Source organism: Bradyrhizobium sp. (genome assembly GCF_035570375.1).
In the GTDB taxonomy this organism is placed as follows: domain Bacteria; phylum Pseudomonadota; class Alphaproteobacteria; order Rhizobiales; family Xanthobacteraceae; genus Bradyrhizobium.
The window spans coordinates 1-22,608 of the sequence record NZ_DATMLW010000153.1 but is presented as its reverse complement, the minus strand read 5'-3'; the positions used below and the strand labels follow the sequence as shown (position 1 = coordinate 22,608).

At 60.8% G+C, this 22,608-nt stretch carries 21 protein-coding genes and 1 pseudogene; 13 read left to right on the top strand and 9 right to left on the bottom strand.

Annotation, left to right across the window (positions count from 1 at the left end; all coding sequences use genetic code 11):
• Positions 1-100 precede the first annotated feature (100 nt).
• On the top strand, positions 101-823 hold the full coding sequence (locus VNX23_RS16015; protein WP_325631559.1) for a cyclase family protein: 723 nt from the start codon (positions 101-103) through the stop codon (positions 821-823).
• A gap of 361 nt (positions 824-1,184) precedes the next feature.
• Here VNX23_RS16015 and VNX23_RS16010 read toward each other — a convergent pair whose 3' ends face one another.
• Entirely contained in the window at positions 1,185-1,616 is a 432-nt protein-coding gene (locus tag VNX23_RS16010) for a hypothetical protein (protein ID WP_325631557.1), read from the bottom strand.
• Positions 1,617-1,971: 355 nt separating this feature from the next.
• On the opposite strand from VNX23_RS16010, the gene VNX23_RS16005 reads away from it, so the two are divergent.
• The 8 genes from VNX23_RS16005 to VNX23_RS15970 all read left to right on the top strand — a co-directional run bounded on the left by VNX23_RS16005 (position 1,972) and on the right by VNX23_RS15970 (position 10,666).
• A complete protein-coding gene (locus tag VNX23_RS16005) occupies positions 1,972-3,333 on the top strand; it encodes a serine hydrolase domain-containing protein (RefSeq protein WP_325631555.1) in 1,362 nt (453 codons plus the stop codon).
• Between the two features lie 283 nt (positions 3,334-3,616).
• Positions 3,617-3,865 (top strand): hypothetical protein, encoded by a 249-nt coding sequence (locus VNX23_RS16000; RefSeq protein WP_325631553.1) that lies wholly within the window; start codon positions 3,617-3,619, stop codon positions 3,863-3,865.
• 528 nt (positions 3,866-4,393) lie between these two features.
• Positions 4,394-5,419: a UDP-3-O-(3-hydroxymyristoyl)glucosamine N-acyltransferase gene (lpxD, locus tag VNX23_RS15995; protein ID WP_325631551.1), complete on the top strand. Its 1,026-nt coding sequence runs from the start codon at positions 4,394-4,396 to the stop codon at positions 5,417-5,419.
• An 80-nt stretch (positions 5,420-5,499) separates the two neighbouring features.
• Positions 5,500-6,732: a cyclopropane-fatty-acyl-phospholipid synthase family protein gene (locus VNX23_RS15990; protein ID WP_325631549.1), complete on the top strand. Its 1,233-nt coding sequence runs from the start codon at positions 5,500-5,502 to the stop codon at positions 6,730-6,732.
• 164 nt (positions 6,733-6,896) lie between these two features.
• Entirely contained in the window at positions 6,897-7,874 is a 978-nt protein-coding gene (locus VNX23_RS15985) for an ABC transporter substrate-binding protein (protein ID WP_325631548.1), read from the top strand.
• A gap of 66 nt (positions 7,875-7,940) precedes the next feature.
• Positions 7,941-9,134, top strand: coding sequence for an aspartate kinase (locus VNX23_RS15980; RefSeq protein WP_325631713.1), 1,194 nt, complete (start codon positions 7,941-7,943; stop codon positions 9,132-9,134).
• Positions 9,135-9,344: 210 nt separating this feature from the next.
• Positions 9,345-10,076, top strand: coding sequence for a protein-L-isoaspartate(D-aspartate) O-methyltransferase (locus tag VNX23_RS15975; protein WP_325631547.1), 732 nt, complete (start codon positions 9,345-9,347; stop codon positions 10,074-10,076).
• 191 nt (positions 10,077-10,267) lie between these two features.
• The gene (locus VNX23_RS15970) at positions 10,268-10,666 is read left to right on the top strand and encodes a hypothetical protein (RefSeq protein WP_325631545.1); all 399 of its coding nucleotides are present in this window, start codon (positions 10,268-10,270) and stop codon (positions 10,664-10,666) included.
• A gap of 183 nt (positions 10,667-10,849) precedes the next feature.
• Here the strand turns inward: VNX23_RS15970 and VNX23_RS15965 are convergent, their stop codons facing one another.
• The 5 genes from VNX23_RS15965 to VNX23_RS15945 form a co-directional block, all read right to left on the bottom strand.
• Complete coding sequence (locus VNX23_RS15965; RefSeq protein ID WP_325631543.1) at positions 10,850-12,376, bottom strand: L,D-transpeptidase; 1,527 nt, start codon at positions 12,374-12,376, stop codon at positions 10,850-10,852.
• 720 nt (positions 12,377-13,096) lie between these two features.
• The gene (locus tag VNX23_RS15960) at positions 13,097-14,872 is read right to left on the bottom strand and encodes a carboxylesterase/lipase family protein (protein ID WP_325631542.1); all 1,776 of its coding nucleotides are present in this window, start codon (positions 14,870-14,872) and stop codon (positions 13,097-13,099) included.
• A gap of 196 nt (positions 14,873-15,068) precedes the next feature.
• Complete coding sequence (locus VNX23_RS15955; protein WP_325631541.1) at positions 15,069-15,746, bottom strand: invasion associated locus B family protein; 678 nt, start codon at positions 15,744-15,746, stop codon at positions 15,069-15,071.
• A complete protein-coding gene (locus VNX23_RS15950; protein ID WP_325631539.1) occupies positions 15,743-16,729 on the bottom strand; it encodes a dienelactone hydrolase in 987 nt (328 codons plus the stop codon). The genes VNX23_RS15955 and VNX23_RS15950 overlap by 4 nt, the downstream gene beginning before the upstream one ends.
• 303 nt (positions 16,730-17,032) lie before the next feature.
• Entirely contained in the window at positions 17,033-17,269 is a 237-nt protein-coding gene (locus tag VNX23_RS15945; RefSeq protein WP_325631538.1) for a hypothetical protein, read from the bottom strand.
• 150 nt (positions 17,270-17,419) lie between these two features.
• Here VNX23_RS15945 and VNX23_RS15940 point away from each other — a divergent pair, with 150 nt between their 5' ends.
• The 4 genes and pseudogenes from VNX23_RS15940 to VNX23_RS15925 all read left to right on the top strand — a co-directional run.
• Complete coding sequence (locus VNX23_RS15940; RefSeq protein ID WP_414643013.1) at positions 17,420-18,778, top strand: metal-dependent hydrolase family protein; 1,359 nt, start codon at positions 17,420-17,422, stop codon at positions 18,776-18,778.
• Between the two features lie 139 nt (positions 18,779-18,917).
• A complete protein-coding gene (locus VNX23_RS15935; protein ID WP_325631537.1) occupies positions 18,918-19,508 on the top strand; it encodes an HdeD family acid-resistance protein in 591 nt (196 codons plus the stop codon).
• 110 nt (positions 19,509-19,618) lie between these two features.
• Positions 19,619-20,662, top strand: a complete 1,044-nt coding sequence (locus VNX23_RS15930) for a patatin-like phospholipase family protein (protein ID WP_325631535.1) — start codon at positions 19,619-19,621, stop codon at positions 20,660-20,662.
• 4 nt (positions 20,663-20,666) lie between these two features.
• Positions 20,667-20,849: pseudogene (locus tag VNX23_RS15925) on the top strand (GntP family permease); the annotation flags it as partial.
• A 132-nt stretch (positions 20,850-20,981) separates the two neighbouring features.
• Here the strand turns inward: VNX23_RS15925 and VNX23_RS15920 are convergent.
• The 3 genes from VNX23_RS15920 to VNX23_RS31075 form a co-directional block, all read right to left on the bottom strand.
• The gene (locus VNX23_RS15920; RefSeq protein WP_325631709.1) at positions 20,982-21,851 is read right to left on the bottom strand and encodes an NmrA/HSCARG family protein; all 870 of its coding nucleotides are present in this window, start codon (positions 21,849-21,851) and stop codon (positions 20,982-20,984) included.
• A 194-nt stretch (positions 21,852-22,045) separates the two neighbouring features.
• Entirely contained in the window at positions 22,046-22,438 is a 393-nt protein-coding gene (locus VNX23_RS31080) for a peptidoglycan-binding domain-containing protein (RefSeq protein WP_414643017.1), read from the bottom strand.
• Between the two features lie 4 nt (positions 22,439-22,442).
• Positions 22,443-22,604, bottom strand: coding sequence for a peptidoglycan-binding domain-containing protein (locus tag VNX23_RS31075; RefSeq protein ID WP_414643016.1), 162 nt, complete (start codon positions 22,602-22,604; stop codon positions 22,443-22,445).
• Between the last annotated feature and the right edge of the window lie 4 nt (positions 22,605-22,608).

The window sequence follows — 22,608 nt, the reverse complement described above, 5'->3', positions numbered from 1 at the left end:
ACCTGCGCTTGGCGCAAAGGAGACGAGCATGGCGGATGGACGACCAGGTGGTGTATTAGCCCAACTAGTGGAAGAGCTGAAAGCAAGGCGGATTCGCGTCGTGGACCTCACCACGACACTGGGCCCCAAGACGCCGGTGATCGATCTCCCGCCGATCTTCGCGCCGTCGCCGGGGCTGACGCTCACCGAAATCTCGCGCTACGATGCCCGCGGGCCGGCATGGTACTGGAACGTCCTGACCTTGGGCGAACACACGGGCACGCATTTCGACGCGCCGATCCACTGGGTCACGGGCAAAGATCTACCCGAGAATACGACCGATACGATCGCGCCTCACAAATTCATCGGCCCCGCTTGCGTCATCGACGTGACGACCGAGGTGCGGGACAATCAAGACTTCCTGCTAACACCTGAGCGCGTCCGATCCTGGGAGACGGCGCATGGACGTATCCCCGCCGGGGCCTGGGTGCTGCTGCGCAGCGGCTGGAGCGCCCGCACCAATCGCGAAGAATTCCTAAACGTGCGCGAAGACGGCCCCCACTCGCCGGCGTTCTCGAAGCAATGCTCCGAGTTTCTGGCGCACGAACGCGATGTCCTGGGCGTCGGCGTAGAGACCATCGGCACGGACGCCGGGCAGGCCGGCACCTTCGATCCGCCGTTCCCCAACCATAGTACGATGCATGGCGCAGGCAAATTCGGCATCACCAGCCTTATCAATTTGGACCAATTGCCGCCAACCGGCGCAGTGGTCATCGCAGCACCGCTCAAGATCGCCGATGGCTCAGGCAGTCCGCTGCGCGTCATTGCACTCGCACCCGTCTGATCCAGGCGCCAAACACTTTCAAAGCTTCTGTCCCGCCGGTCCAGATGCCGACGAAATTCGTGCTCGCCATGCGGCCGCAGCTTTGCCAATGTCGAGGTCGTGAACCAGCACGGCGACGCAGTGGCCGTCGCCGAGCACATCATGCGCTGGGCCAGGAAGCCGCGTTTCGTGCCGGGGTGGGCGCGAGCGGCGCGCTTGCAGGCGTCTGCGGGAACGAGCCGATATCTCGTGGAATCTACCAGCTACGGTTTGCGTTGACCAAAGCCGAGCTCTGGGTTCGCTACGGCTGGGGTAGCTCTGTAATGGTCAATGTCGGCTGATGGAGCTGAAGAGATTTAGCTTCCGGCCCACTAATGGCGCATCAGTAACATGGTCGATACATCGCCTCCAGTTGCTTGCCGCGCAGGAAGATCATCTGAGGCGCCAATCCACCGCGCGCGGCAATCCACTGCTTCACCGGCGCAGGATACATCGAATAAAGCATCATGGTCGCTTCGGGGTTGGCGATGGTGCGGCCGTTGCTGCCGAAATCATAGGCGGCGTGAAAGCCGAGCGTCGCGCGCGAGGTCACGCAGATTTTGTCGTGAGGGACCGTACCCAGGACGAGGGTGCAGGCCGAGGCACAGAGACCGTCAATGATCACGGATTGGCCGGATGAGCGCAGGCGCTGAAATTTGGTGACGTAGTTTCCGATGCGCCCGCCCCGATCATCCGCTATACGGACCACCGCATGACTTGCCCCCACGCCCGCAAGCAAAAGACCTGCGGCAAGCAAAATCGTTACGAACTTCATGTCCCACCCTGGTTCGAGCAAACCGACTTGATCGCTTTGCGTGATGCGCGAAACAGCAAAAAAGTCTCGTTCGAGTTCGTGGCTTTATCTGGGCATCCATCCAAGAAGCTCGTTGGTTCCGGGCTCGGCAAAGGCCCGGTCTGAGCGGACTTCAGTCATCCTAAAAAGTCCGAGTCGTCTCACCACAATCGTATTAGTCTGAGCAGCGATGACCCCTGGCCCAAACCGGGAGTGCGGCAGAGGCGGCGGCGCGTGCCACAGATCGATCCAATGGCCGACTATTCACTGAAGGGGGCTTGCCGGCACTTTTTTTCAATTCGATGGGAATCGGTTCGGAAGACAGGAGCGTCGGCATATGCCGCTACTTCGATTTGAGATCAGCGATGCAAGTGATTCCGGTCGGGGTAGCGCTCCTGCCGCCTCCCATTCGCGTTTCGCCTATGCGAGGCGCTCGGCCCTGATCGTTGGCCTGGTGTTGCTTTTCGTGAACGGTAGCACGACGGCCAGCGGGGCTGAGGCCAATGCGCCCGCCGCCGAAAAGCTCGAGCTCCTCACCGATTTCTTCGAAAACGAGGTTGCGACTGGACGGCTCCCCGGCGCCGTCGTCCTGATCCAGCAGCATGGTCACCCCGTTTACCTGAAGACCTTTGGCGTGCGCGACGTCGGGACCAACCTTCCCATGACGCTGGATACAATGTTCGCGCTTCATTCGATGACCAAACCGATCACGAGCCTCGCAGCGATGATGCTGGTCGATGCCGGCAAACTTTCGCTCGATGATCCGGTTGCGAAATACATCCCATCCTTTGCCGATGTGAAGGTAGGGGTGGAGAGGGTCGATGCGCAGGGCCAGGCATCGCTCGAACTTGTCCAGGCCGAGCGGCCGCCGACCATCCGGGATCTGCTCCTGCAAACCTCGGGGATTGCCGCCGACTATGTCGGGGCCTGGGTGAAAAAGCTCTATTCCGAAGCTCATCTGCTCGACGGACATGTCGACAACGCCGAGTTTGCGGAGCGAATTGCCAGGCTTCCATTGACGCGACAGCCCGGCACGTTCTGGCGCTATGGCCATTCGACGAACGTGCTCGGTCGCGTGATCGAGATCGTCTCGGGCGAGACGTTGTACCAATTCATGAAGCAGCACATCTTTGGTCCGCTCGGCATGACGCACTCCAAATTTGTGCTCGATACGCGCGAAGAGCGCGCTCTGAAGGCAGAGCCGTTGCCAAACGACACGATTTTGGTGGACGAGGAGCGCAAGCGCCGGGCGCATCCCGAATGGGAATCCGGCGGCTCAGGATTGGTTTGCACAATCGTCGACTATGCGCGCTTCGCGCAAATGTTGCTCAACGGCGGCGAACTCGATGGCAAGCAATATCTCAGCTCGGCCGCATTCGAGGACATGACGACAGACCATATCGGACCGGGTTCCGGTGTCGGCCATGACTATTTCTACTTTCCGGGCGACGGATTCGGGTTCGGATACGGCCTTGCCGTGCGTACCGGCCCGGGGGAGACGAACCAGCCGGGTTCGATCGGGGAGCTGAAATGGGACAGCGGCAGCGGCACCTATGTCGGCATCGATCGCAAGCTCGACATGCTCTACATCCTGATGGAGCAGATTGATAACGAGCGCGGCCCCATCAGGGTCGCCCTCAGGAAGCTGGTCTATGACGCCTTCACCTCAAACGACATCGAGCGCGTCGATCACCACTGAGCCGAAGCTCTAGGGGCCCCTTTCCGGTTCGTCTGAAGTGCCGGTTCATCCCCAGACCCGGGCGATGAGGACTGCTAGAGCCGCAGCGACGGGAATGTTCAACCGCCTGTCACGATTGAAATTACAATAACAATAAATTGGATTTATCGAGCGGGACGAAGCAAGTTCGGTTTGCCATTCGCAAGGGCGTTCAGTTGAGCGACGGCGAATGTCCGCCGCATCGATGACTTCGGTCCGGGCGTCGGCAAGGCAATCGTAAACCCGCAGCTGCGCGGAGACAGAGATGAAGCCAGAACGGATCAGGTGGAACAGGACGAAGAGCAGGAAGCAATTGCTGCTCGATAGAGTCTATGATGCCGTTACCGAAGAATTTACCCGTGACGCAATGGCGTCGCTTGCCACAGTGCTCGCACATCTCTGCATCGTCACCGGTGTCGCAAAGCCTGAGGCCGTTGAGGCCTTTGGCAATGCCTATGACGAAGCTCGCGACACGCTTTCAGGGAGTGGCACCAATGCCGCTCTGCTCAACTAGACCGGCTCGCCGCTCTTCGACCGCATTCGCCACGGCCTGCAGTCGCATGACAGGTTTGGCGTGTGCAGCGCGCTAAGCGAAGTTGTCGCGAGGGGTCGTTGCTGGCCACGTTCATGCGCCCGATATCGTTACGATCGGGCTTCAAAGGTGTTCGCCATTGCAAGCGATGAGCTGAGGGATATTCTTGATCTGGCGCAATGCCTTGTCTGTACGCCAGGGCGTATCGTTGAAGGTGGGACGGGAAGCAGTAGAGTCAGATCCATGATGCAGATGAATTTGAGAAACGTTGCAATAGCTACCTCTACCTCCGCATGAGCGGTAATTTCCTTCCGTAGCGTCCAAGCAGCGCGGTCATCACATGCAGGATGCACGAGTGAGCCTGTGGCCCAACGCAGGTCAGCTTGGTCCTTCGCGTCATTTTGCGTGAGCGCAACAAGCAGAAAATGACCCAGGCAGGGACCTGGCCCTTGACATCAAAACCAGCAAAGTAAACGGTAGTCGGATTCGATCTGCGGGTCGGGAACGGTGATGATCGAAGCAACTTTGGGTAACCTGAGGTTCTTTCGCCGAAGTGGGCCGTATCCACTTGCAGTTGTTGCGAGCGCAGCACGCGGTGTCGCGGACAAGGTCGAATTGCTACTTGAAGGTGTAGCTCCTCTGCAAACGGCCGGTCCGAGTGAGGTAAGTTTTCTGGACAACCGACGTTATGCTTCGGCACTGGATCAGACATTGGCCGGTGCAGTGATCGTGCATCCCGATATGGTATCGCGAGTGCCAAGGACTGCGGTATCGATCGTAACGAGTGAACCATACGTTGCTTGGGCACGCGTTGCTGCACTGTTCCATCCAGTGCCACCGCCGTCTCCAGGCGTTCACCCATCGGCAATTATTGCGGACGGAGCACACGTCGATCCATCAACGGAGGTCGGGCCGCTGTCCGTGGTCGAGGCCGGAGCAGAGATAGGACCTGCCTGCCGGATAGGGCCTGGCGCAGTTATTGGAAGCGGCGTAATCGTCGGCCGAGATTGCCGGATTGGCGCTCATGTAACCTTGAGCCATGCTGTTCTGGGGGCACGCGTCTACGTCTACCCAGGTGCCCGGATCGGACAGGAGGGGTTTGGATTCGCCTCCACCAGGGACGGCTTTCTTTCTGTTCCGCAGCTTGGACGTGTCATCGTTCAAGACGATGTCGAAGTTGGCGCAAATACGACAATTGATCGTGGCTCGTCGCAAGACACGGTGATCGGGGCTGGGTCCCGTCTCGATAACCTCGTGCAGATCGGCCACAACGTTGTTCTAGGCCGGTGCTGTGTAATTGTCGCACAGGTTGGTATTTCGGGCTCAACCGTGCTCGAGGATTTTGTCCGCGTTGGGGGGCAGGCGGGCATAACCGGGCATCTTCGGATCGGTCGAGGCGCGGAGATAGGGGCGCAGGCGGGCGTGATGTCGGATCTGGTTCCAGGTGCCAAAGTGGTTGGAAGCCCGGCCTGGCCAATAAAGGACTTCTTCCGACAAATTGCCGTGCTCAGTAAGCTGGCCAAGAGACAAGGATAAGTTGTTCTGCAAGGGCCGGCGCCGCGTGACTTTTCCAGGTAAATTGCTACAGACTTGCGGCGACCACGAAGGGCTTCCGCGTGCTTCTATTGTCTAATTTGCTGCGACGTTTCATCCGTCAGGGTACCCTGCGGGTCCGCGACGCCGACGGCAAGGTGCACGTTTTCGGCGAACACCTGCCTGGACCCGATGTCGCGATCCGCCTCCACGATCGCAAGCTCTACGTCAAGCTGTTCATCAATCCGGAACTCTACGCTGCCGAAGCCTACATGGATGGAACGCTGACGTTGGAGGATGGTGCAGCCATCCATGATTTTCTGTTGCTGTTCTCGGTTAACCGTGCCGGGCTTTATTCATACGGCTCCCAGAAGCTGATGCGGCGGGTGTGGCGCGGCCTGCGGCGCTGGCATCAGGCCAATCCAATCGGGCTTGCCGCCGCTCACGCCCGCCATCACTACGACATCTCGACCGAACTTTACCGTCTGTTTCTTGACGATCAGATGCAATATTCCTGCGCGTACTTTCGCGACGTCGAGCGTGAAACCCTCGAACAAGCGCAACGTAACAAGCTGATCCACGCGACCAGCAAGCTTCAATTGAAGCCTGGCATGACCGTCGCAGAGATCGGCTCCGGCTGGGGCGGCTTTGCCATTCATCTGGCGCGCGAGACCGGCGCCCATGTCACCGCGGTCAACGTTTCACCCGAGCAGATCAAGGCAGCACGCATTCATGCCGAAGCCGCCGGCGTTTCCGATCGCGTGGTTTTCCGCGAGCTGGACTACCGACAGCTCACCGGACAGTTTGATCGGGTGGTCTCGGTTGGCATGATGGAGCATGTCGGCATCGGACATTTCGATGAGTATTTCCTCAAAATCCGCGAGCTTCTGACGCCGGACGGCTATGCATTCATCCATTGCATCGGCCGGATGTCGCAGCCCGGCACTACCGGTCCCTTCATCCGCAAGTACATCTTTCCCGGCGCCTATGTGCCGGCGCTATCCGAGACGTTCGCCGCAACAGAGCGCTGCGGTCTGTGGTGCGACGACATGGAAGTATTGCGTCTGCACTATCGCTACACGGTGAAACACTGGCGTGAGCGTTTTGCCAACAACCGGGCCCGGGCGGCTGCAATCTATGACGAACGGTTCTGCCGGATGTGGGAATTTTATCTCGCTGCGGTCGAACTCGAATTCTTGCACGGCTCTCACATGGTGTTTCAATTGCTGCTGTCGACCAAGCGTGATGCGGTGCCGATCTCACGCGATTTCATGGTCGACTGTGAGCGGGAGGCCTGGGCGAAATCTGCCAGCTGAACGATGCCGGCCCGGCATCTGCCGCGGCGCGCGAATCTGCGATCGGCCGTTCGCGTCAATTTGGCTGCCGTACGGCCATCAGGTTGCTTTCGGAGAAGCGGCATAATTGCCGCACCCACTCGGCGATATGCTAGGATTGCGAGGGCTTCTGCCGGAGAACCTTCATGAGGCGACGCGACTTCATCGCGCTTGTTGGCAGTACGGCCGGCTGGCCGCTCGCCGCTCGTGCACAGCAGCCGGGAATGCCGGTAGTGGGATTTCTCCATAGCGCCTCGCCGGAGCCTTATGCACCCCAAGTGAACGCATTCCGTCTGAGCTTGAAGGAAGCCGGCTACGTCGAAGGCCGGAATGTCGCAATTGAATATCGCTGGGCAGAAAATCAGACCGCTCGATTGCCGACGTTGGCCGCGGAACTGGCTCGTCGCCCCGTTGCCGTCATCGCCGCCGGTGGCAGCCCCGCTTCGGCATTGGCGGCAAAATCGGCAGCGACAACAATTCCAATTGTTTTCATGAATGCCGCCGATCCCGTAGCGGTCGGCTTGGTTGCAAGCTTCAATCGACCAGGCGGAAATGTAACAGGCGTTACCTTGCTCAGCGCCGAGTTGGTCGCAAAGCGGCTTGGAATCCTTCGTGATCTGCTACCTTCGGTGAGAAAAATCGCCATGCTGGTAAATCCAACCCGGCCTGGAGTCGATGCACAGAAGTTACCAGTGCAGGAAGCCGCTCAGGCGGTCGGGCTGGCAGTCCAAATCCTGGACGCCAGCAGCGAACGAGACTTCGATGCGGTGTTCGAGGCAGCAGCACAGCAGGACGGCGCGCTGATCGTCGCCCCCGACGCGTTGTTTCTCAATCAGCGCAAGCAAATCGCCGATTTGGCAACACGCTACAAGATCCCGACGATGTATGAGCTTCGCGACTTCGTCGAAGCCGGCGGTTTAATCAGCTATGGTGCCAGTTCCGTGGATATGTATCGGCAAGGCGGGACTCTCATCGGCCAGATTCTGATGGGCAAAAAGCCGGCTGACCTGCCGGTGCTGCTACCGTCGAGATTTGAGCTAACCATTAACATGAAGAGCGCCAGGGCGCTTGGCCTGACCATCTCGTCCGGCTTACTCAGCATCGCAGACGAACTGATGGAATAGGTCGTGCGTCGCAGTTCGTTCGCGCTGGCGCGCAGGCTGCTCTCGGAGTATTTTCTGGAAGTGAGAATGCGCAACAATCCAATCATAGTGCAAAAATATGGCGGCGCCTGTCTCGAGACACCGGCAAAAATTCGTGCGGTGGCGAGCAATCTCGCCGATTTGCACCGGCGTGGTCATCGCGTCGTGGTGATCGTTTCGGCGATGGGCAAGACCACCGACGAACTTGTCAGGATGGCCTATCAAATAAGCCCGCATCCCAATCGCCGTGAACTCGATATGTTGCTGACCACAGGCGAGCGCATCAGCATGTCCCTGATGAGCATGGCGCTTTCCGATTTCGGCGTGCCCGCGATCAGTTTTACCGGCAGCCAGGCCGGCGTGATGACCGACGAATCCCATTCCTCCGCGCGCATTATGGATGTGCGACCCGTTCGCGTGCGGGAGGAACTCGATCGCGGTAGGGTAGTGGTTCTGGCGGGCTTTCAGGGCGTCAATCCGGTGACCAAGGAAATCACCACGCTGGGCAGGGGCGGCAGTGACACTACCGCGGTAGCCATGGCCGCGGCGCTAAAAGCCGAGTGCTGCGAAATTATCAAGGAGGTCGACGGAGTTTGCTCGGCCGATCCGCGCATCGTGGCGAATTCAAAACCCTTGCGCCAGCTGGATTTCGGATCGTTGTCCGAGATGTGTTTTTGGGGCGCCAAGGTTTTGCATTTTCGCAGCGTGGAGCTGGCACAAAGCCAAAACGTGGCATTGGTTCTGAAACAATGGGGCGGCGCCGAACGCAGCACGCAAGTGGTGAGGGAAGTCATGGGAATGGAAAGCGGACGAGTGTTGGCCGTCAACTCGATGGCCCGCATCGAGCATGTGGAGGTCGATTCAGCGGACCTCAATCAGGGTTTTGAGAAATTCGCGAAGCATCTCAAGCAAAACGGCCTGTCCTGGCCGCAACTGCTCGCCTCGGCGTTCACCGCCGGAAAAACCCGCATCATGATAACTTGCGATTCGGAGTCGCTCGACACCCTACTGCGTACGCTGGAAGGGAGCAAGGACTTGCGCAAGCAGCGTGAGACTTTAAGTTCGGTGAGCCTCACCTGCTTCGGCGGCGTCTCGTCAGACTTGCCATTCAAGGCGATTCAGATTCTGCAACAGCAGGGGATCATCGCCGACAAATATGTCTTGTCTCCGCATTCGGTAAGCTTTTTCGTTGCTGTGGAGAGCCGCGAGGCCGCGGTCAAGGCTTTGCATTCGCTGATCTAGGGCGTTATTGGCACCCGAAGGCCGCGTCAGCGCAAAGTGGAAACCGGTTTTTCCTTGGCTGACAAACGCGGCAACACATTTTGCGCTGAGATCATGCTCAAACGCCGCAAACCTTGCGACTGCGAACGCGAAGTGGTTGCGGGATAGCAGGGGGCCCGCTTTTCCTGATGGCCCCAAGCCGGCATCTGACCGATCAGAGACCGCACGATCATGAAGACCTTGCTGCTGCTTGTGCTGTCCATGGTTGCCGTCACGTGCGAAGCGAACGCACAGGACGCACAATGCTTCAGCGAGCGCGCCGCCATGGTCGAGACCATTCGGGCCCATGCCCGGTCCTATGCCGGTGTTTTGGGACCGCAGGGCTTTTCGGCGAGGGTCCTTCAGGCCATCGGGCAAACCAAACGACATCTGTTCATTCCCGAGCGATCCTGTTCCATCGCGTACGCCGACAGGCCGCTTCCGATCGGCCTCGGCCAGACCATATCGCAGCCGTTGATCGTGGCCTTGATGACGGAGTTGGCCGCGGTCGCCCCCGACCATGTCGTGCTGGAAGTCGGTACGGGGTCGGGCTATCAGGCTGCGATCCTTGCGCAGCTTGCGCGAAAGGTCTGCACCATCGAGATTGTCCCGCAACTGGCGGAGGCCGCCGCAAAAGCACTCAGGGAGTTGGCCTATGACAACGTGAGCGTCAGGCTTGGTGACGGCTATGAGGGCTGGTCCGAATGCGGTCCTTTTGACGCCATTGTCGTCACCGCCGCGCCCGAGCAGCCACCGCCGGCTTTGATCGAACAGCTCAAAGTGGGTGGCCGGCTCGTCATGCCGGTGGGGCCCGCTTACACCACTCAGCACCTCACGGTCGTGGAAAAAATCAGCCTGGACAAGACGACAACGCGCGGTGTCGCCCTCGTGCGCTTTGTGCCCCTGACGCGTTCACGGAATTAGGCGGCGGCAATCTCCGGATTCTTGAAGGGCGGGTTTCGGCTGGGCGCGCGCAGATGGCCAGCGGCTTGCGGAATGCGGGTCTGCGCGGCAGCGATCCCAACTTTCACTAAGGCCCTGATCGCGTCCCGGCGGCGTCGTTCTGGCGACGGGGCCGGCTTTCGGATATATCCCATACGCCTTTTTTGAATCTCATGGAGGAATCCAAAATGGCAGGAATGCGATCCGGGCTTGTTATACTGACGGCGCTGCTGTCAGGTTCTGTCGCACTGGCGCAGCAGGAGAGCAGGCCCTGCGCCGGCGATATCAAGAAACTATGCGCCGGCATTCAACCCGGCGAAGGCCGGATCAAGACCTGCATAAAATCGCATTTGACCGAGCTGTCGCCAACCTGCCAGGACCGCGTGCTCACGGTGGCTGTGACCGGAAAGGTGTGCAAGTCCGATCTTGAGAAACTGTGTGCCGGTATTGTGCCGGGCACCGGTGGTCTCAGAACTTGCATCAAATCGCACATGGCAGAGGTGAGCGATGCTTGCAGGGACGCGATGTCTCGGGCCGGGGCGGGCAGGAAAATACTGGGCGGGGATCTCTGAAATAATTGCAAGTACAGAGGGCGCCGGGCCGTCTTTCCTATGCCGACTGGTGGCGGCATTTCGCTGCCGGACAGCAACCACATCGCTTTCGGGTCGAAGCGGGACACCAGGTCGCAAACGTCGCCCTGGGCAGTCGAAAATGACCCGGAGCGGCCATTCAGCCCACGCGCGGCGTGCCGCGTCTTACCACCAGCGCTGTTGCATCGGTTGCTGATAGTATTGGCCGCCGCGCGGCTGCGTATAACCAGGTTGGGAGTTCCAGGGCTGAAAAAAGAAGCCGTTGTTGCCCCAGTAGTTGGCGCTCGCAACGGGCACTTCGACGACTGTAGGCCGGCGCGTCACCAGGCCGCCCTGGGGCTGGTTGTTCAGCACCGCGACGAACTCGGTGCGATAGTTGGTTTCGCGGTGCAGCGGCTCATCGGAGACGATGATCGAGGATCGCGGCAATGCGGTCGGCGCGATGCGATCGAGCACATCCTGCGGGATGGTGATGCGGTCGAGCGCGTCCCTGGCGTCGTCGGCGTTGTCGATCGTGACTGCGGTCCAGCGCAGACCCGCGCCGTTGCGCGCCATCGCCGTGAACACATGCGTGCCGAGCGGCCTGTCGGGACTGCGGATGGTGACCGGAACCTCAATGGTCGCATCGAACACCTCGCCCCCGTCCGGCCACGGCTTGTGCGTGTTGCGCCGCACGTAAATTTTCTGCGTTGCGCGGCTGATGTAGACCGAGACCGGCTCGAGCGCGAGCTTGGCCTCGCTCGCCGCCTTGGCGGTGTCGGCCTTCCTGGTCGCGGCGGCTTTGGCGGCGTCCTTTGCCGCGGCGGCGGCGTCGGGCTTCGACTTCGCGTCGGTCTTGGCGGTGTCGAGCTGCGCTCCCAGTTCCGTGGCCTTGAGGGCGGCCTTCTGCTTCACCCCCTCGGCCCGCGCCCTGGCCTGATCCGTCTTGGCGGCGGCGAGCGCCTTGTCGGCGAGCGCGAGCTCGGCATCGGCGCGGGTCTTGAGCCCTTCCAGCTTGCGCAGTGATGCCGTGAGCGACGCTGCCTCGCGCGCTGTCGTCGCGGCGGCTTTCTTCGCCTCGTCGGCCGTCCTGGCGGCCTCCTCGGCCTCACGGGCCAGCGTTTCGGCACGCGCCGGGGCAGCCGCGAGGGCCTCCGCCTTCGGCACGAACAGCGCCGGGTGGGAAAACTCGACCGGGGCCGCGTCGTTGGGCGAGATAATCACCCGCATCCCGATCCGCGTCTTGTCGAACAAGGTCTCCGCAAACTCGTAGGGCATCCGCACGCAGCCGTGCGAGGCCGCATAGCCGGGCAGTGGCCCGCCGTGCAGCGCGATACCGTTCCAGGTGATGCGCTGCATGTTCGGCATCCAGGCATCGTCATAAAGGGTCGAGTGGTGGTCCTTGTCCTTCTCGATGACGGCGAAGATGCCGGCAGGCGTCTCGCGTCCCGTGGTGCCGGTCGATACCGGCGCGCGCAGGATCCAGCCCTCGGCGTCGTAGAGAGTGACCTGCTGGGTCTTGATCGACACGATCGCCATGATCGGCTCGCCTGCATCGCGCGGCGCCGTCTCCTCGGTGGGCGGCGCGGGGCGCGTCTGTCTCGCCGTGGCGTTGACGGTCAGCGCCGCCAGTGCCGCAAGCGTTACGATGGCGGGAACTCCCCAACGCCGCATCGCCACGATGGATTTCGCCGTCATGAATCGATTTGCCATATACAATGCCCCGATTGAAATACCCGTCCGCGCTTGCTTCGATCAAGATCGGCGGCCAGCTTATTTGACTCGACTCCGCACGGCTAGGCCGCCCCGATGTCGGCTGTTGGCCCTTCGCGTCATTTCGCGTGGCGCACAATAAGGTCGCTTTTGAGGTCAAGCGGATATCGAACAGGAAGCAAGACCGGCCGGCTCCGTCGAGGATGACCCTATGCGGATCTGCGGTTTTCTCGTTCGCGCCGCTTTCAAGGCATCGACTATAAAATAATCGCCCACCGGTGATGTTGACCTTGATGAAAATCAAAGATCGCGGGGGTAGCGGCGCACCCTTGACCGATCCGCGCTCGCTCGGTCGCGGTCGCGCGTGGCCGTGCGCCTCAATAGCGGCCCGAAAGCGACTGTCCGGAAATCGCGCGTCGAATGCATTGGGAACATGGCGGACAGTGAGCCGAGTTTTCGAACTCCGCGCCAAATGCGCTGCAAGGACTGCTCGCAAGTGAGGGGCTGTCGGCGGGCGGATATATCTCGGGAGAGTGCCGCTGGCCCCGGGGCGTCGCCCGGGCAATGAGGCATCCAGGCAGTCGCGTGAATCCCATCAACGGGCGAAAAGGCTGGTTGATGGGTGCGGCCGCCTAGATGGCTGTGAAGCAGGCCGCACCCAGTCGTTCAGCGCTCGTCGATGTCAGCCGCAACGGCGGCTTCTTGTCCGGCGGCCGCCGGCTACTTGATCAGCCCGAGGAGGGTGAGCGCATCGCAATTGTGCTCGCTCGAGAAGGTTGTGATCGGGAACGGCTGCGCCGGCCCCGGCACCAACTTCTGGACAAATCCCGTTTGGCCGAAGGCGGGCCAAAAGGCGAGATCGTGATCGCCTGCCTCACCTTCTGGTTTGCCGTTGGGGTCGTGGAAGCGGATGAAATTCGCCCAGTAGGCCTTCATCTCGGTCGCAAGCTGCTGTCCGCCCGTAGTCAGCGGCGGTGGCTGCACTTTCGCTCCCGGAGCCGGTGAGGACGCATTGGCGGCGGCATCCGCCGGCCCCTGCAGGGTCTTCGCATCGAACAGATACTGCAACTCGGAAGCGTGCGATGCGCCGTAGGAGAAACCGATCAGCGGCTGGAACAAGTTCGGCGCGTTGGGATCGGCAAACTCATAGGCGTGTACCGGGACGAACCTCGCCAGCAGCTGGTTGGAGTCGAAGCCTCGGCAGGTGAAGGTGATGTCGGTGAAAATCTGGCCCAGCGCCTCGTCCGCGCTCGGTTTGTTGTTGTTGTCAGGATTGGGGAAATTCGTCACGAGCGTTCCGACCTTCGCGGGGTCAGCGGTGCCGGAGATGATCCCAACCTCTTGCGGATAAGTCAGCTTAGCGGCGTCGACAAGAGCTTGCGCCGGGCCGCCGGGCACGAACTGGAAGGCTGGATCGAAAAAGAACGGCTCGAACAGCGTGCCCTCATTGAGGTTGGTGCCCTGCAACACCGGCACCTGGTTGAAATTGCCGCTGCCAAACGCGTCCGACAACCCCACCGGCAAGATCGTCGTGCCTGAAGTCGGCGACGTGTTGATGATGCCTTGCGCCGCAACGAGTGTCGCAACCGAGGTGTTGCGCAGGCAACTGGCGATCTGCTGATTGGTCCCCGTGCAGCCGACCGCGGTTGCGAACTTGACACCCAGGGCCTCCTGGGCTGCGGCCGGCTGTATCGAGAACAGCATATAGGCGCCGCTCTCGATGATCGCGGCGTGGAAAAGCCGGTTCGCGGTCGGCGAGGCCAGATTGGACGAGGTGCTGAGCCCGCCGGCGGACTCGCCGCCAATTGTTACGTGGTTCGGATTTCCGCCGAAACGCGCGATATTCTCACGGACCCATTGGAATGCGAGCTGCTGGTCCATCAGCCCGTAATTGCCTGCGATTCCATTGCCGTCCAGGGCTGGATGGGCGAGCCAGCCGAGCGCGCCGAGGCGATAATTGATGGTCACGACGATGATCTTCTGGGTGCTGACCAGGACGCTGGGGTCGAACGCCGCGCCTTCGCCGTTAACGAGCGCGCCGCCATGGATGAAGATCCAGACCGGAAGCCCGCCGTCGCCGTCCGATTGAACGGGTGTCGTGACGTTGAGGAAGAGGCAATCTTCGCTGAAGGGCGGCTGCGGCGAAAACTGATTGACCTGCTGCGGGCACGGACTGCCCGGCGCAGTCGCGTCGAATGTCGTGGAGGAGCGCGCCGGCGCAGCGGGAGGGGTCCAACGGCTCGCACCGGCCGTCGAGTTGGCATAGCGGATGCCCTGGAACTTGTTGACGGCACCGTCGCTGGACCCGCGGACCGGCCCGCCGGTCGTGTGGATGACGCGGGTCGGGGTGTCAGCCATCGCGTCCGTCGCCGCGACTCCAAGAACAACCAGGATCGACGTCAAAAGGCCCATGCCCGCGCGTCGCCAAGGGATCGTCCTGTCTTGTTCAGCCGAAAAGCCTGCCGTCTGTCGACCTCCCATCATCATTCCTCCCATTGTCATTCCTCCCATTGTCTGAGAATCTTATTGACGTCCGAGAATCTCGTCGATTCGCAAAAAGGGATGTCGTTTGAATGACAACTTCAAGGCGCAAGGCAATGTCACTGGAAATTTAAGTGGTGCGCCAAATCCGCCTGCGGAGTGGCTGCCGAAGGAGACAGTCGTTGGACCAGAACCCAGCCAAACTCATTCGTCACCTGGCGGGTTGCTCCCAGTCTCCTTCCAGCTTCTGCTCGAAGACCTGTGCGGGCGCGTCCTGATAGGCCTTGGCAAAATTGTCGAGCGGCAACGAAGAAATGACCGTCACGAGGTTGGAATTGACCCCCTCGATGGAGAGACTTCGGCCTGTTTCCATTGCCTGCACGAAGCCCGCCTCCGCCACCGTCGCAGCCACGCATCCATTGGCAAGGCAAATGGTATAGGGAAGGTTCATCGAGCTACCCTTGTCGACAGTCAGTCTGATGCCGGGCTGCAGGAAAAATCCTGACGGAAGGAAGATCTGCAGCCGTTTCGCCGCGGCATCCGTTCGCTCGATCAGGTCTATTCTGAGAACGATCTGACCCGTGTCCCATCTGCCGTTGATCGTCGTGCGGCAGACCATTTTTGCCTCGGCGCCGTGAACGCCCTTGAAGCACAATTTTGTCCAATCAGAGTAGGTCAGATCGCGCGCCGGCTGCCGCCCGCGCGCGGCGATTTCCGCCTCGCTGAAATCGCCCGATGCGGGCACATCGCCAAACGGGGTGACTTGCTGGCTGTACGCCGATGTCGCCTCGCTCACGCTACACAGAGCAATGAAGCATGCAGCGAACGCTCGCCCGCCGCGAAACTTCGCCCGAAACGTCTTTCCCCCACGCAGGCCAAAACCTTTCATGGATGCCTCCTGAGGAACTCGCTGACCAGCGGCGCCCATATAGGAACTGCATCGGGCGAGTCGATGAAGAAGTGGCCGTCCTCTCCGAAATCCGGCAACAGATGATATTCGACGTTGCCCCCGGCCGTGCGAAAGGCTGAAGCCAGTCGCATCGAAAGCTCGGGTCCGAAATAGCTGTCGTTACGGGTGTAGAGCCAAAGCATCGGGATCCGCGCCGTTCGCCCGAACTGAGCCGCTGCGTCGACCAGCTGATCCGGGGCGCAGTTGTTGTTGGGTATGCCGTTGAGATGACCGCCGCGCCCGGCCTCGAATCCGATCATCGCCCGTACCGACTTCGGATTTTGACTGGCCAGCGCAATCGCGCCCCAGCCGCCACCCGACTGACCGACTACGACGACGTCATCGCGCCTGATAAAGCTCTGAGTCGTCATGTAATCGATGACCCACATGCTGAGCGACGCAATGGCGAGCCCGGCATCCCGAAAATTGGCATCCGAGCAATCACCAACGCCCGAGAAGAAAAGGCCGAACAAGCCGCGCTCGGGAATTTCGATCGCGGTAGCGCCATATCCGGGACGGATGGGCGCGACGACCACATAACCCTGCTTGGCAAACCAAAGCGCTGCATCTCGAAACTCGATGATCGGAAAATAGCTTCTTTCCTTCGGGTCAAGCGCGACGCCATGGTTCATCACCACGAGCGGAAATGGTCCGTCGCCAACGGGACGGACCACATAGGCCAGCATGGGAATGGTGGACGGTATGCCCCAAAGCTCCTCTCTGACCTCGCTGGTGGAGGCAATTTCGGATTTCTGGTCTGATGCCGGAGCGGCGAGGAGAGGCGCCTGCACGAGCAGCGCTGCGACAGGCAATATTCGCTTGAGAAACAGGAACACCACGGCGCGCACGGCCACAAACCTTGCGCGCCGAGCAATGAGGCAACCATCCATTTTGGTTCGCAATTTTGGGCGGCGCGCTGCCATCGCCCTCTCCTCAACAAGCAGGTCCGCGCTGCTGATAGATCCGATCACCGCAAGGCCTCGCAACATTGACATAGATCAATCCGTGCACGCTGCGGGCCTCCTGGAGGCAGGCCTTTCTTGCCTCCCGGTTGCCAAGCTGACATGGTCAACGCAATGCGCAAGGCAAGCCGCAGTATTTCGGGTAAAATGCGCGACATTATTTGCCGCGGGCAGAGGCCACTATTGTTCGAAGGAAACGACAAGGTCGTCCGACGGAGGACGAGCGAGCAAGGCGGAATCGACACCTTGCTGGACCAACGGCGGCTAACAAACCTTCAGGTCGTCCGGCACGTTTCCAAATGTCCTAAGCACGGTCGTTTTGGTTTCCGGGTAGCCGGAACGAACGTATGCCACTGCTCCGCTGTGGCCAAATACCTTCCACATGCTTTTGGCACGATCGATCGCCGAAGCGGGGCTCGCGCATTTGAAGGGTTCACCTGTGACCAGCCCGTCATTCGTCAGGTCGACGGTTATGGCGATGAAGTGGGTGATCTCGCTCATGGCGTTTCCCTCTGAACTGTTTTTACCCCGATTTTGGGGTGGCAGGTTGACCTGAATCAACTGGCCGCTTGCTGCGGTGCCGCAACCTGCGCGGTCAGCAAGCTCAGCGAGTAGCTGTAGATGCTCCACAACGTTTGTCAGGGGAGCGAAATGAACTCGATGTCTCGAAGGATTCTCGTCGCTGCGCTTTCGCTGATGGCTGTCGGGCTTGCGTCGGCCGCTCGCGGCCAAGGCAATCCGCCGGCGAATGCCAGCGCGACGTTGTTCCAGAATGTGCGCATCTTCGATGGCAAAGCCGCTTCACTCTCCGCGCCGTCCAATGTCCTGATCAAGGGCAATATCATCGAGCGCATCTCGACGGTGCCGATCGCCGCAGAGCCAGGTACGACCACAATCGCCGGGAATGGGCGAACGCTGATGCCCGGCCTGATCGACGCGCACTGGCATGCGATGCTGATACGGCCCAGCCCCGCTCAGGCGATCGCCGGTGACGTCGGATTCAATAATATCGCGGCAGGGGCCGAGGCGACAGACACGCTGATGCGCGGTTTCACCACGGTCCGGGACGTGGGTGGCCCGGCATTCGGGCTGAAGAGCGCCATTGACACTGGCATCATCGCGGGGCCGCGCATTTTTCCCTCCGGGGCCTTCATCACGGTGACCAGCGGCCATGGGGACTTTCGCCAGTTGTCCGAACTGCCGCGGACGATCGGCGGCATGCTCAGCCGCATGGAACAGATCGGCGGCAGTATGCTCGCCGACAGCCCCGACGAGGTGCGCTTGCGCGTCCGCGAGCAACTCATGCAGGGTGCCTCCCAGATCAAACTGACAGCCGGCGGCGGTGTTTCCTCGCCGTTCAGCCCGATCGACGTGTCGACCTTCACGGAGGCGGAGCTGCGGGCAGCTGTTGAGGCGGCCGAGAACTGGGGCACTTACGTTACCGTGCACGCCTTTACGCCCGCGGCGATTCAGCGGGCAATTGCCGCGGGTGTGAAGTGTATCGAACACGGCTTCCTGATGGACGAGGCCACCGCCAAGCTCATTGCCGAGAAGGGCGTGTGGTTGAGTCTGCAGCCGCTCCCCGAAGCGCTGAGACAGGGTTTTCCTGTAGGCACAGTCCAGCGAGCCAAGGCTGATGAAGTCTGGCCTGGCATAGCTCGAACCTACGAGATGGCGAAGAAATACAAGATCAAGACGGCGTGGGGCACTGATGTCCTGTTCTCCCAGGCGCTGGCGCAGCAACAGGGGGCCATTCTGGCCTCGCTCGTCCGCTGGTACAGTCCCGCCGAGGCGCTCGCAATGGCAACCGCAACCAACGCCGAACTGCTGGCAATGTCCGGCAAACGCAATCCCTATCCCGGCAAGCTCGGTGTCGTGGAAGAGGGGGCGCTTGCCGATCTGCTGCTGGTCGATGGCGACCCGCTCGCGAATATCGACCTGATTGCCGACCCCGCCAGGAATTTCAAAGTAATCATGAAGGATGGGCGGGTATACAAGAATACTCCGTGACCATGGCCACTCCGGTCGGTCCATGTCTCTTCTTCGCCCTTCGCGTCATCTTGCTCACCCTGTCAAATTTGCGTTTGGCGAAGGAGTGCGCCTGTGGCAAGTTATGATGCGGGGCTAGCGTTCGCATCGGAGGACCGTCATGACAAGTTCTTCGGATACCCTGCAAGATCTTCGAACCGGAACTGATGTGGCACCGCTTCGCGCGAAGTGGGGCTGGATTGTCGCACTCGGTGTAGTCTATGTCTTCGCCGGCTTCGTTGCGCTCGGCAGCGTCGTGATGGCGACGGTAGCAAGCGTGCTCATCGTCGGCGTCATGATGATCGTCGCCGGCGCAGCCGAGATCATCAACGCGTTCCAGATCAAGAGCTGGGGCAAGTTCCTGATTTGGGCCTTGCTGGGTGTGCTCTACATCGTCGCAGGCTTTGTGACGTTCGAAAACCCGCTGTTCGCCGCGGTGCTGCTCACGCTGTTGCTGGGCGCATCGCTGGTTGCTTCCGGCGTTGTGCGTCTTTTTCTGGCGTTCAACATGAGGCGGGAAATGCCATGGATCTGGGTGGCGTTCTCTGCCGTGATCACGCTCTTGCTTGGTGTGCTGATCCTAGCGCGCTGGCCGATCAACAGCGTTTACATCCTCGGCCTGTTCCTCGGCATCGACCTCGTCATGGCGGGCGCCGGATGGATCGGGCTCGGCCTTGGCTTGCATCGGGTTTCGGCGTCGAGGCCAGCTTGATCGCCGGCCTGATCGCATCGCGACTGCGCCGTTGCGATCTATGCTGCCTGCAAGACTCCAGGATCGAGAGCGCAGTGTTTTAGGTTCGGCCTGAGAATTTGGAGAGCCGGGTGGAGCCAGAGCCGCCAAACGGGACGGCGCGCAAGCCGGTCCTGATAGACCTCGCGTTGCAGGGCGGCGGCTCTCACGGCGCTTTCACCTGGGGCGTCCTCGATCGCCTCCTTGAGGAGCCGTGGCTGAAAATCGAGGGGATCTCCGGCACCTCGGCCGGTGCGATGAACGCTGCCGTGCTGGCGTGTGGATGGACAAGAGGCGGTGCGACGAGTGCAAAAGCGGCGCTTGATGTCTATTGGGAGCGCGTGTCGCGCGCGGCCACGTTCAGTCCGTTGCAACGCTCGCTGTTCGATCGCCTGATGGGCCGCTGGACCCTCGACGCTTCCCCCACCTATGTCGCGTTCGATCTGATGTCGCGGATGCTCTCTCCCTATGATCTAAATCCGTTCGGCTTCAACCCGCTACGCGCCATTCTCGAAGAATGCATCGAGTTCGATCGCCTCAGGCAAGCCCCCATGAAGCTGTTCGTTACGGCAACGAATGTACGCACCGGTCGCGGCCGCATCTTCCGCAATGCCGAAATCACACCTGACGTGTTGCTCGCCTCGGCCTGTTTGCCAACGATGTTCCAGGCGGTCGAGATCGACGGCGAGCTCTATTGGGATGGCGGCTATGCCGGCAATCCTACCATCACGCCGCTGGTTCGAGAGACGGATGCACACGACACTGTCCTCGTGCAAATCAATCCGCGCGAACGCACCGATTCGCTGCGCTCTGCAGCCGACATCCTGAACCGCCTCAACGAGATTTCCTTCAATTCGCCCCTTATGAAGGAGCTGCGCATGATCGCGTTGCTGCGGCAGGTGGCCGATCCGGGCAGCGGCGAAGGCGCGCGTTGGGCCGGAATGCGAACGCATAGCATCAAGAGCGATCGGCTAGCGGAGTTTGGCGCGTCGTCGAAGCTGAACGCCGAATCGAAGTTCGTCGCGCTGCTCAAGGAGGAGGGACGCCGTGCCGCCGATGAGTTTCTATCCGAACATGGCGGCGATCTTGGCCGGCGTTCTACCGCTGACCTGGATGTGCTGTTGGCGGAGTGCTGAGCCAATGACCCTGATCGGAGTTGCCGGGATGCTTGGCGGGCTCGGTCTTTTGATCGCGTTCGCGTTCCGGGGCTGGAGCGTACTCTTGCTCGCCCCAGTCGCCGCACTTGTTGCGGCCCTGTTCTCCCGCGAACCCCTTCTGGCGCACTGGACCCAAACCTTCATGGGGAGTGCTGCGGCGTGGGTGCCGTCATTGCGCTTGTTGCGGTGATCGCGATCGGCTCAATGGTCGGATCCTTCTGAGGCTGTGGGTGGGGGACTAGACTCATCGGCGTCACCTCATTCGCGGCTTGCTGATGCGTCGGATACATGGACTGTCCTACGCGCTTTGGAGAAGCGTGTTCCAATCCTGTGCCTTCGCCCACGACTCGAAGTCGTGAAAGGCGACGTCGGGGAACTCACGGCGGAGCGCTGCGCGATCGACCGTGTAGCCGACACGCTCGAACCACTCGTACATCTTGACGCCGTCCTCACCCATGCGTTGGCGGATGACATCCAGCGGGACCTGGAAATAGGTGAATGGGCGACCGCTGACACGCGAGAGGATGGCGACGACGTCGTTGCCCGTGAGCTCGTCGCCCCCGAGGTCGAAGCGCTTGCCTGCGAAGCGGCCGGGGTCCTCGAGGAGGCGAACGGCGACAGCCCCGATGTCCGCGACGGCGACTTGCGCAAGCGGCCTCGTCGGCGGAAGCGGCGCGGCGTAGATGCCCTTCGCGAGCTGCTCTTTGCCGAAATGGAGGTTCTCCATGAAATAGACGGGGGCCAGGACCGTCGCGCGTCCGCCGATCTTGGCGATGTGCTGTTCGACCTCGTACTTGCTGTCGAAATGCGGGACGCCCGTCTGTCGATTGGCGGAGCCGACCGAGGCGAAGACGAGGTGTACACCTGCGGCCTTGGCCGCGTCCGCGGCGGAGATGCCTTGTCGCGTCTCGGCTTGCGTGCCTCCTTCGAATGGCGTCGTCATCGCGAAGAGGGAGGTCGCTCCTTCGAGCGCCTTTGTAAGCGCGGCCGTGTCTTCGAGTGATGCGCGGACGAGTGTGACGCCCGCGTTTGTGAGTTCCTTCGCCTTCGCGGAGTCGGTACTGCGCGTGACGGCGCGAACTTCGTGACCGCGCTGGAGCAGGCTCTTCACGACAGCGCCACCTTGTTTGCCCGTGCCTCCCGTGACGACGACGGGCGCCGATCCCACAAAATGGAGCGTCAGCGAATCAAGGCGCAGCACAGCCGAGGATATCAGACCCGCAGGAGGTCAGGCCGCGCTTAGCGGAGAAGCACCAATATGCGTAGACCGCGGAGCAATCGATCTGTGGCGTCACGTTCGATAAGCTTGAGATGATGCGAAGCCGCCGGGCTCGCCTTTACGATCACGCCGCGAAGTTTGGGCTAAACCAGGCCTGCTAACGACGCTAGCGTTGCACCGGCAGCTCCTGCCGGAACCCACCACGTCTGATGCCCAACAACCCCATCGACTGTAATGTTTTGCTGGGATTGATAGGTGCGCACGGCCGATTCGGTCCGGCCCCAAAGTCGCCATCGATGGGCCCAGGATCGGTTGTGGTGCCAAATGTTTTCAGAGCTTGCTGCAGCGCAGATACAACATTGCCTGTTGACCCGCGTGCCAACGTCGGTGGGAAAGAGATCCCTGATAAAACCGGCGTGGGGCTCTTTAGCTTTACTTCTATGCCTATCAGTCCCGGTGACTCGTTCCCGACGGGAACGTCCTCGGCAATTCGGAAAGCCGTATACCCCGACATGGGCACATTGGTTTAACGCCACCTGATTACGCAGTGACAAGGCCGGCCAACTTTGCCAGCGTGGCCCCAGCTGCACCTGCAGGAGCCCACCAGGTCTGGTCGCCAACAACTCCGTCGACTGCGATGCTTTGCCGAGTTTGATAGGCACGCACGGCTGATTCTGTTCTCTGACCAAAGTTCCCGTCGATTTGC

Bases quoted from the DNA above. Each gene is read 5' to 3' on its own strand.
- VNX23_RS15975 (WP_325631547.1), top strand. From the start codon at position 9,345: ATGAAGACCTTGCTGCTGCTTGTGCTGTCCATGGTTGCCGTCACGTGC.
- VNX23_RS15985 (WP_325631548.1), top strand. From the start codon at position 6,897: ATGAGGCGACGCGACTTCATCGCGCTTGTTGGCAGTACGGCCGGCTGG.
- VNX23_RS15955 (WP_325631541.1), bottom strand. From the start codon at position 15,746: ATGAAAGGTTTTGGCCTGCGTGGGGGAAAGACGTTTCGGGCGAAGTTT.
- VNX23_RS15945 (WP_325631538.1), bottom strand. From the start codon at position 17,269: ATGAGCGAGATCACCCACTTCATCGCCATAACCGTCGACCTGACGAAT.
- VNX23_RS15980 (WP_325631713.1), top strand. From the start codon at position 7,941: ATGCGCAACAATCCAATCATAGTGCAAAAATATGGCGGCGCCTGTCTC.
- VNX23_RS16000 (WP_325631553.1), top strand. From the start codon at position 3,617: ATGAAGCCAGAACGGATCAGGTGGAACAGGACGAAGAGCAGGAAGCAA.
- VNX23_RS15935 (WP_325631537.1), top strand. From the start codon at position 18,918: ATGACAAGTTCTTCGGATACCCTGCAAGATCTTCGAACCGGAACTGAT.
- VNX23_RS16005 (WP_325631555.1), top strand. From the start codon at position 1,972: ATGCCGCTACTTCGATTTGAGATCAGCGATGCAAGTGATTCCGGTCGG.
- VNX23_RS15970 (WP_325631545.1), top strand. From the start codon at position 10,268: ATGGAGGAATCCAAAATGGCAGGAATGCGATCCGGGCTTGTTATACTG.
- lpxD (WP_325631551.1), top strand. From the start codon at position 4,394: ATGATCGAAGCAACTTTGGGTAACCTGAGGTTCTTTCGCCGAAGTGGG.
- VNX23_RS15950 (WP_325631539.1), bottom strand. From the start codon at position 16,729: ATGGCAGCGCGCCGCCCAAAATTGCGAACCAAAATGGATGGTTGCCTC.
- VNX23_RS15960 (WP_325631542.1), bottom strand. From the start codon at position 14,872: ATGGGAGGAATGATGATGGGAGGTCGACAGACGGCAGGCTTTTCGGCT.
- VNX23_RS15965 (WP_325631543.1), bottom strand. From the start codon at position 12,376: ATGGCAAATCGATTCATGACGGCGAAATCCATCGTGGCGATGCGGCGT.
- VNX23_RS15940 (WP_414643013.1), top strand. From the start codon at position 17,420: ATGAACTCGATGTCTCGAAGGATTCTCGTCGCTGCGCTTTCGCTGATG.
- VNX23_RS16010 (WP_325631557.1), bottom strand. From the start codon at position 1,616: ATGAAGTTCGTAACGATTTTGCTTGCCGCAGGTCTTTTGCTTGCGGGC.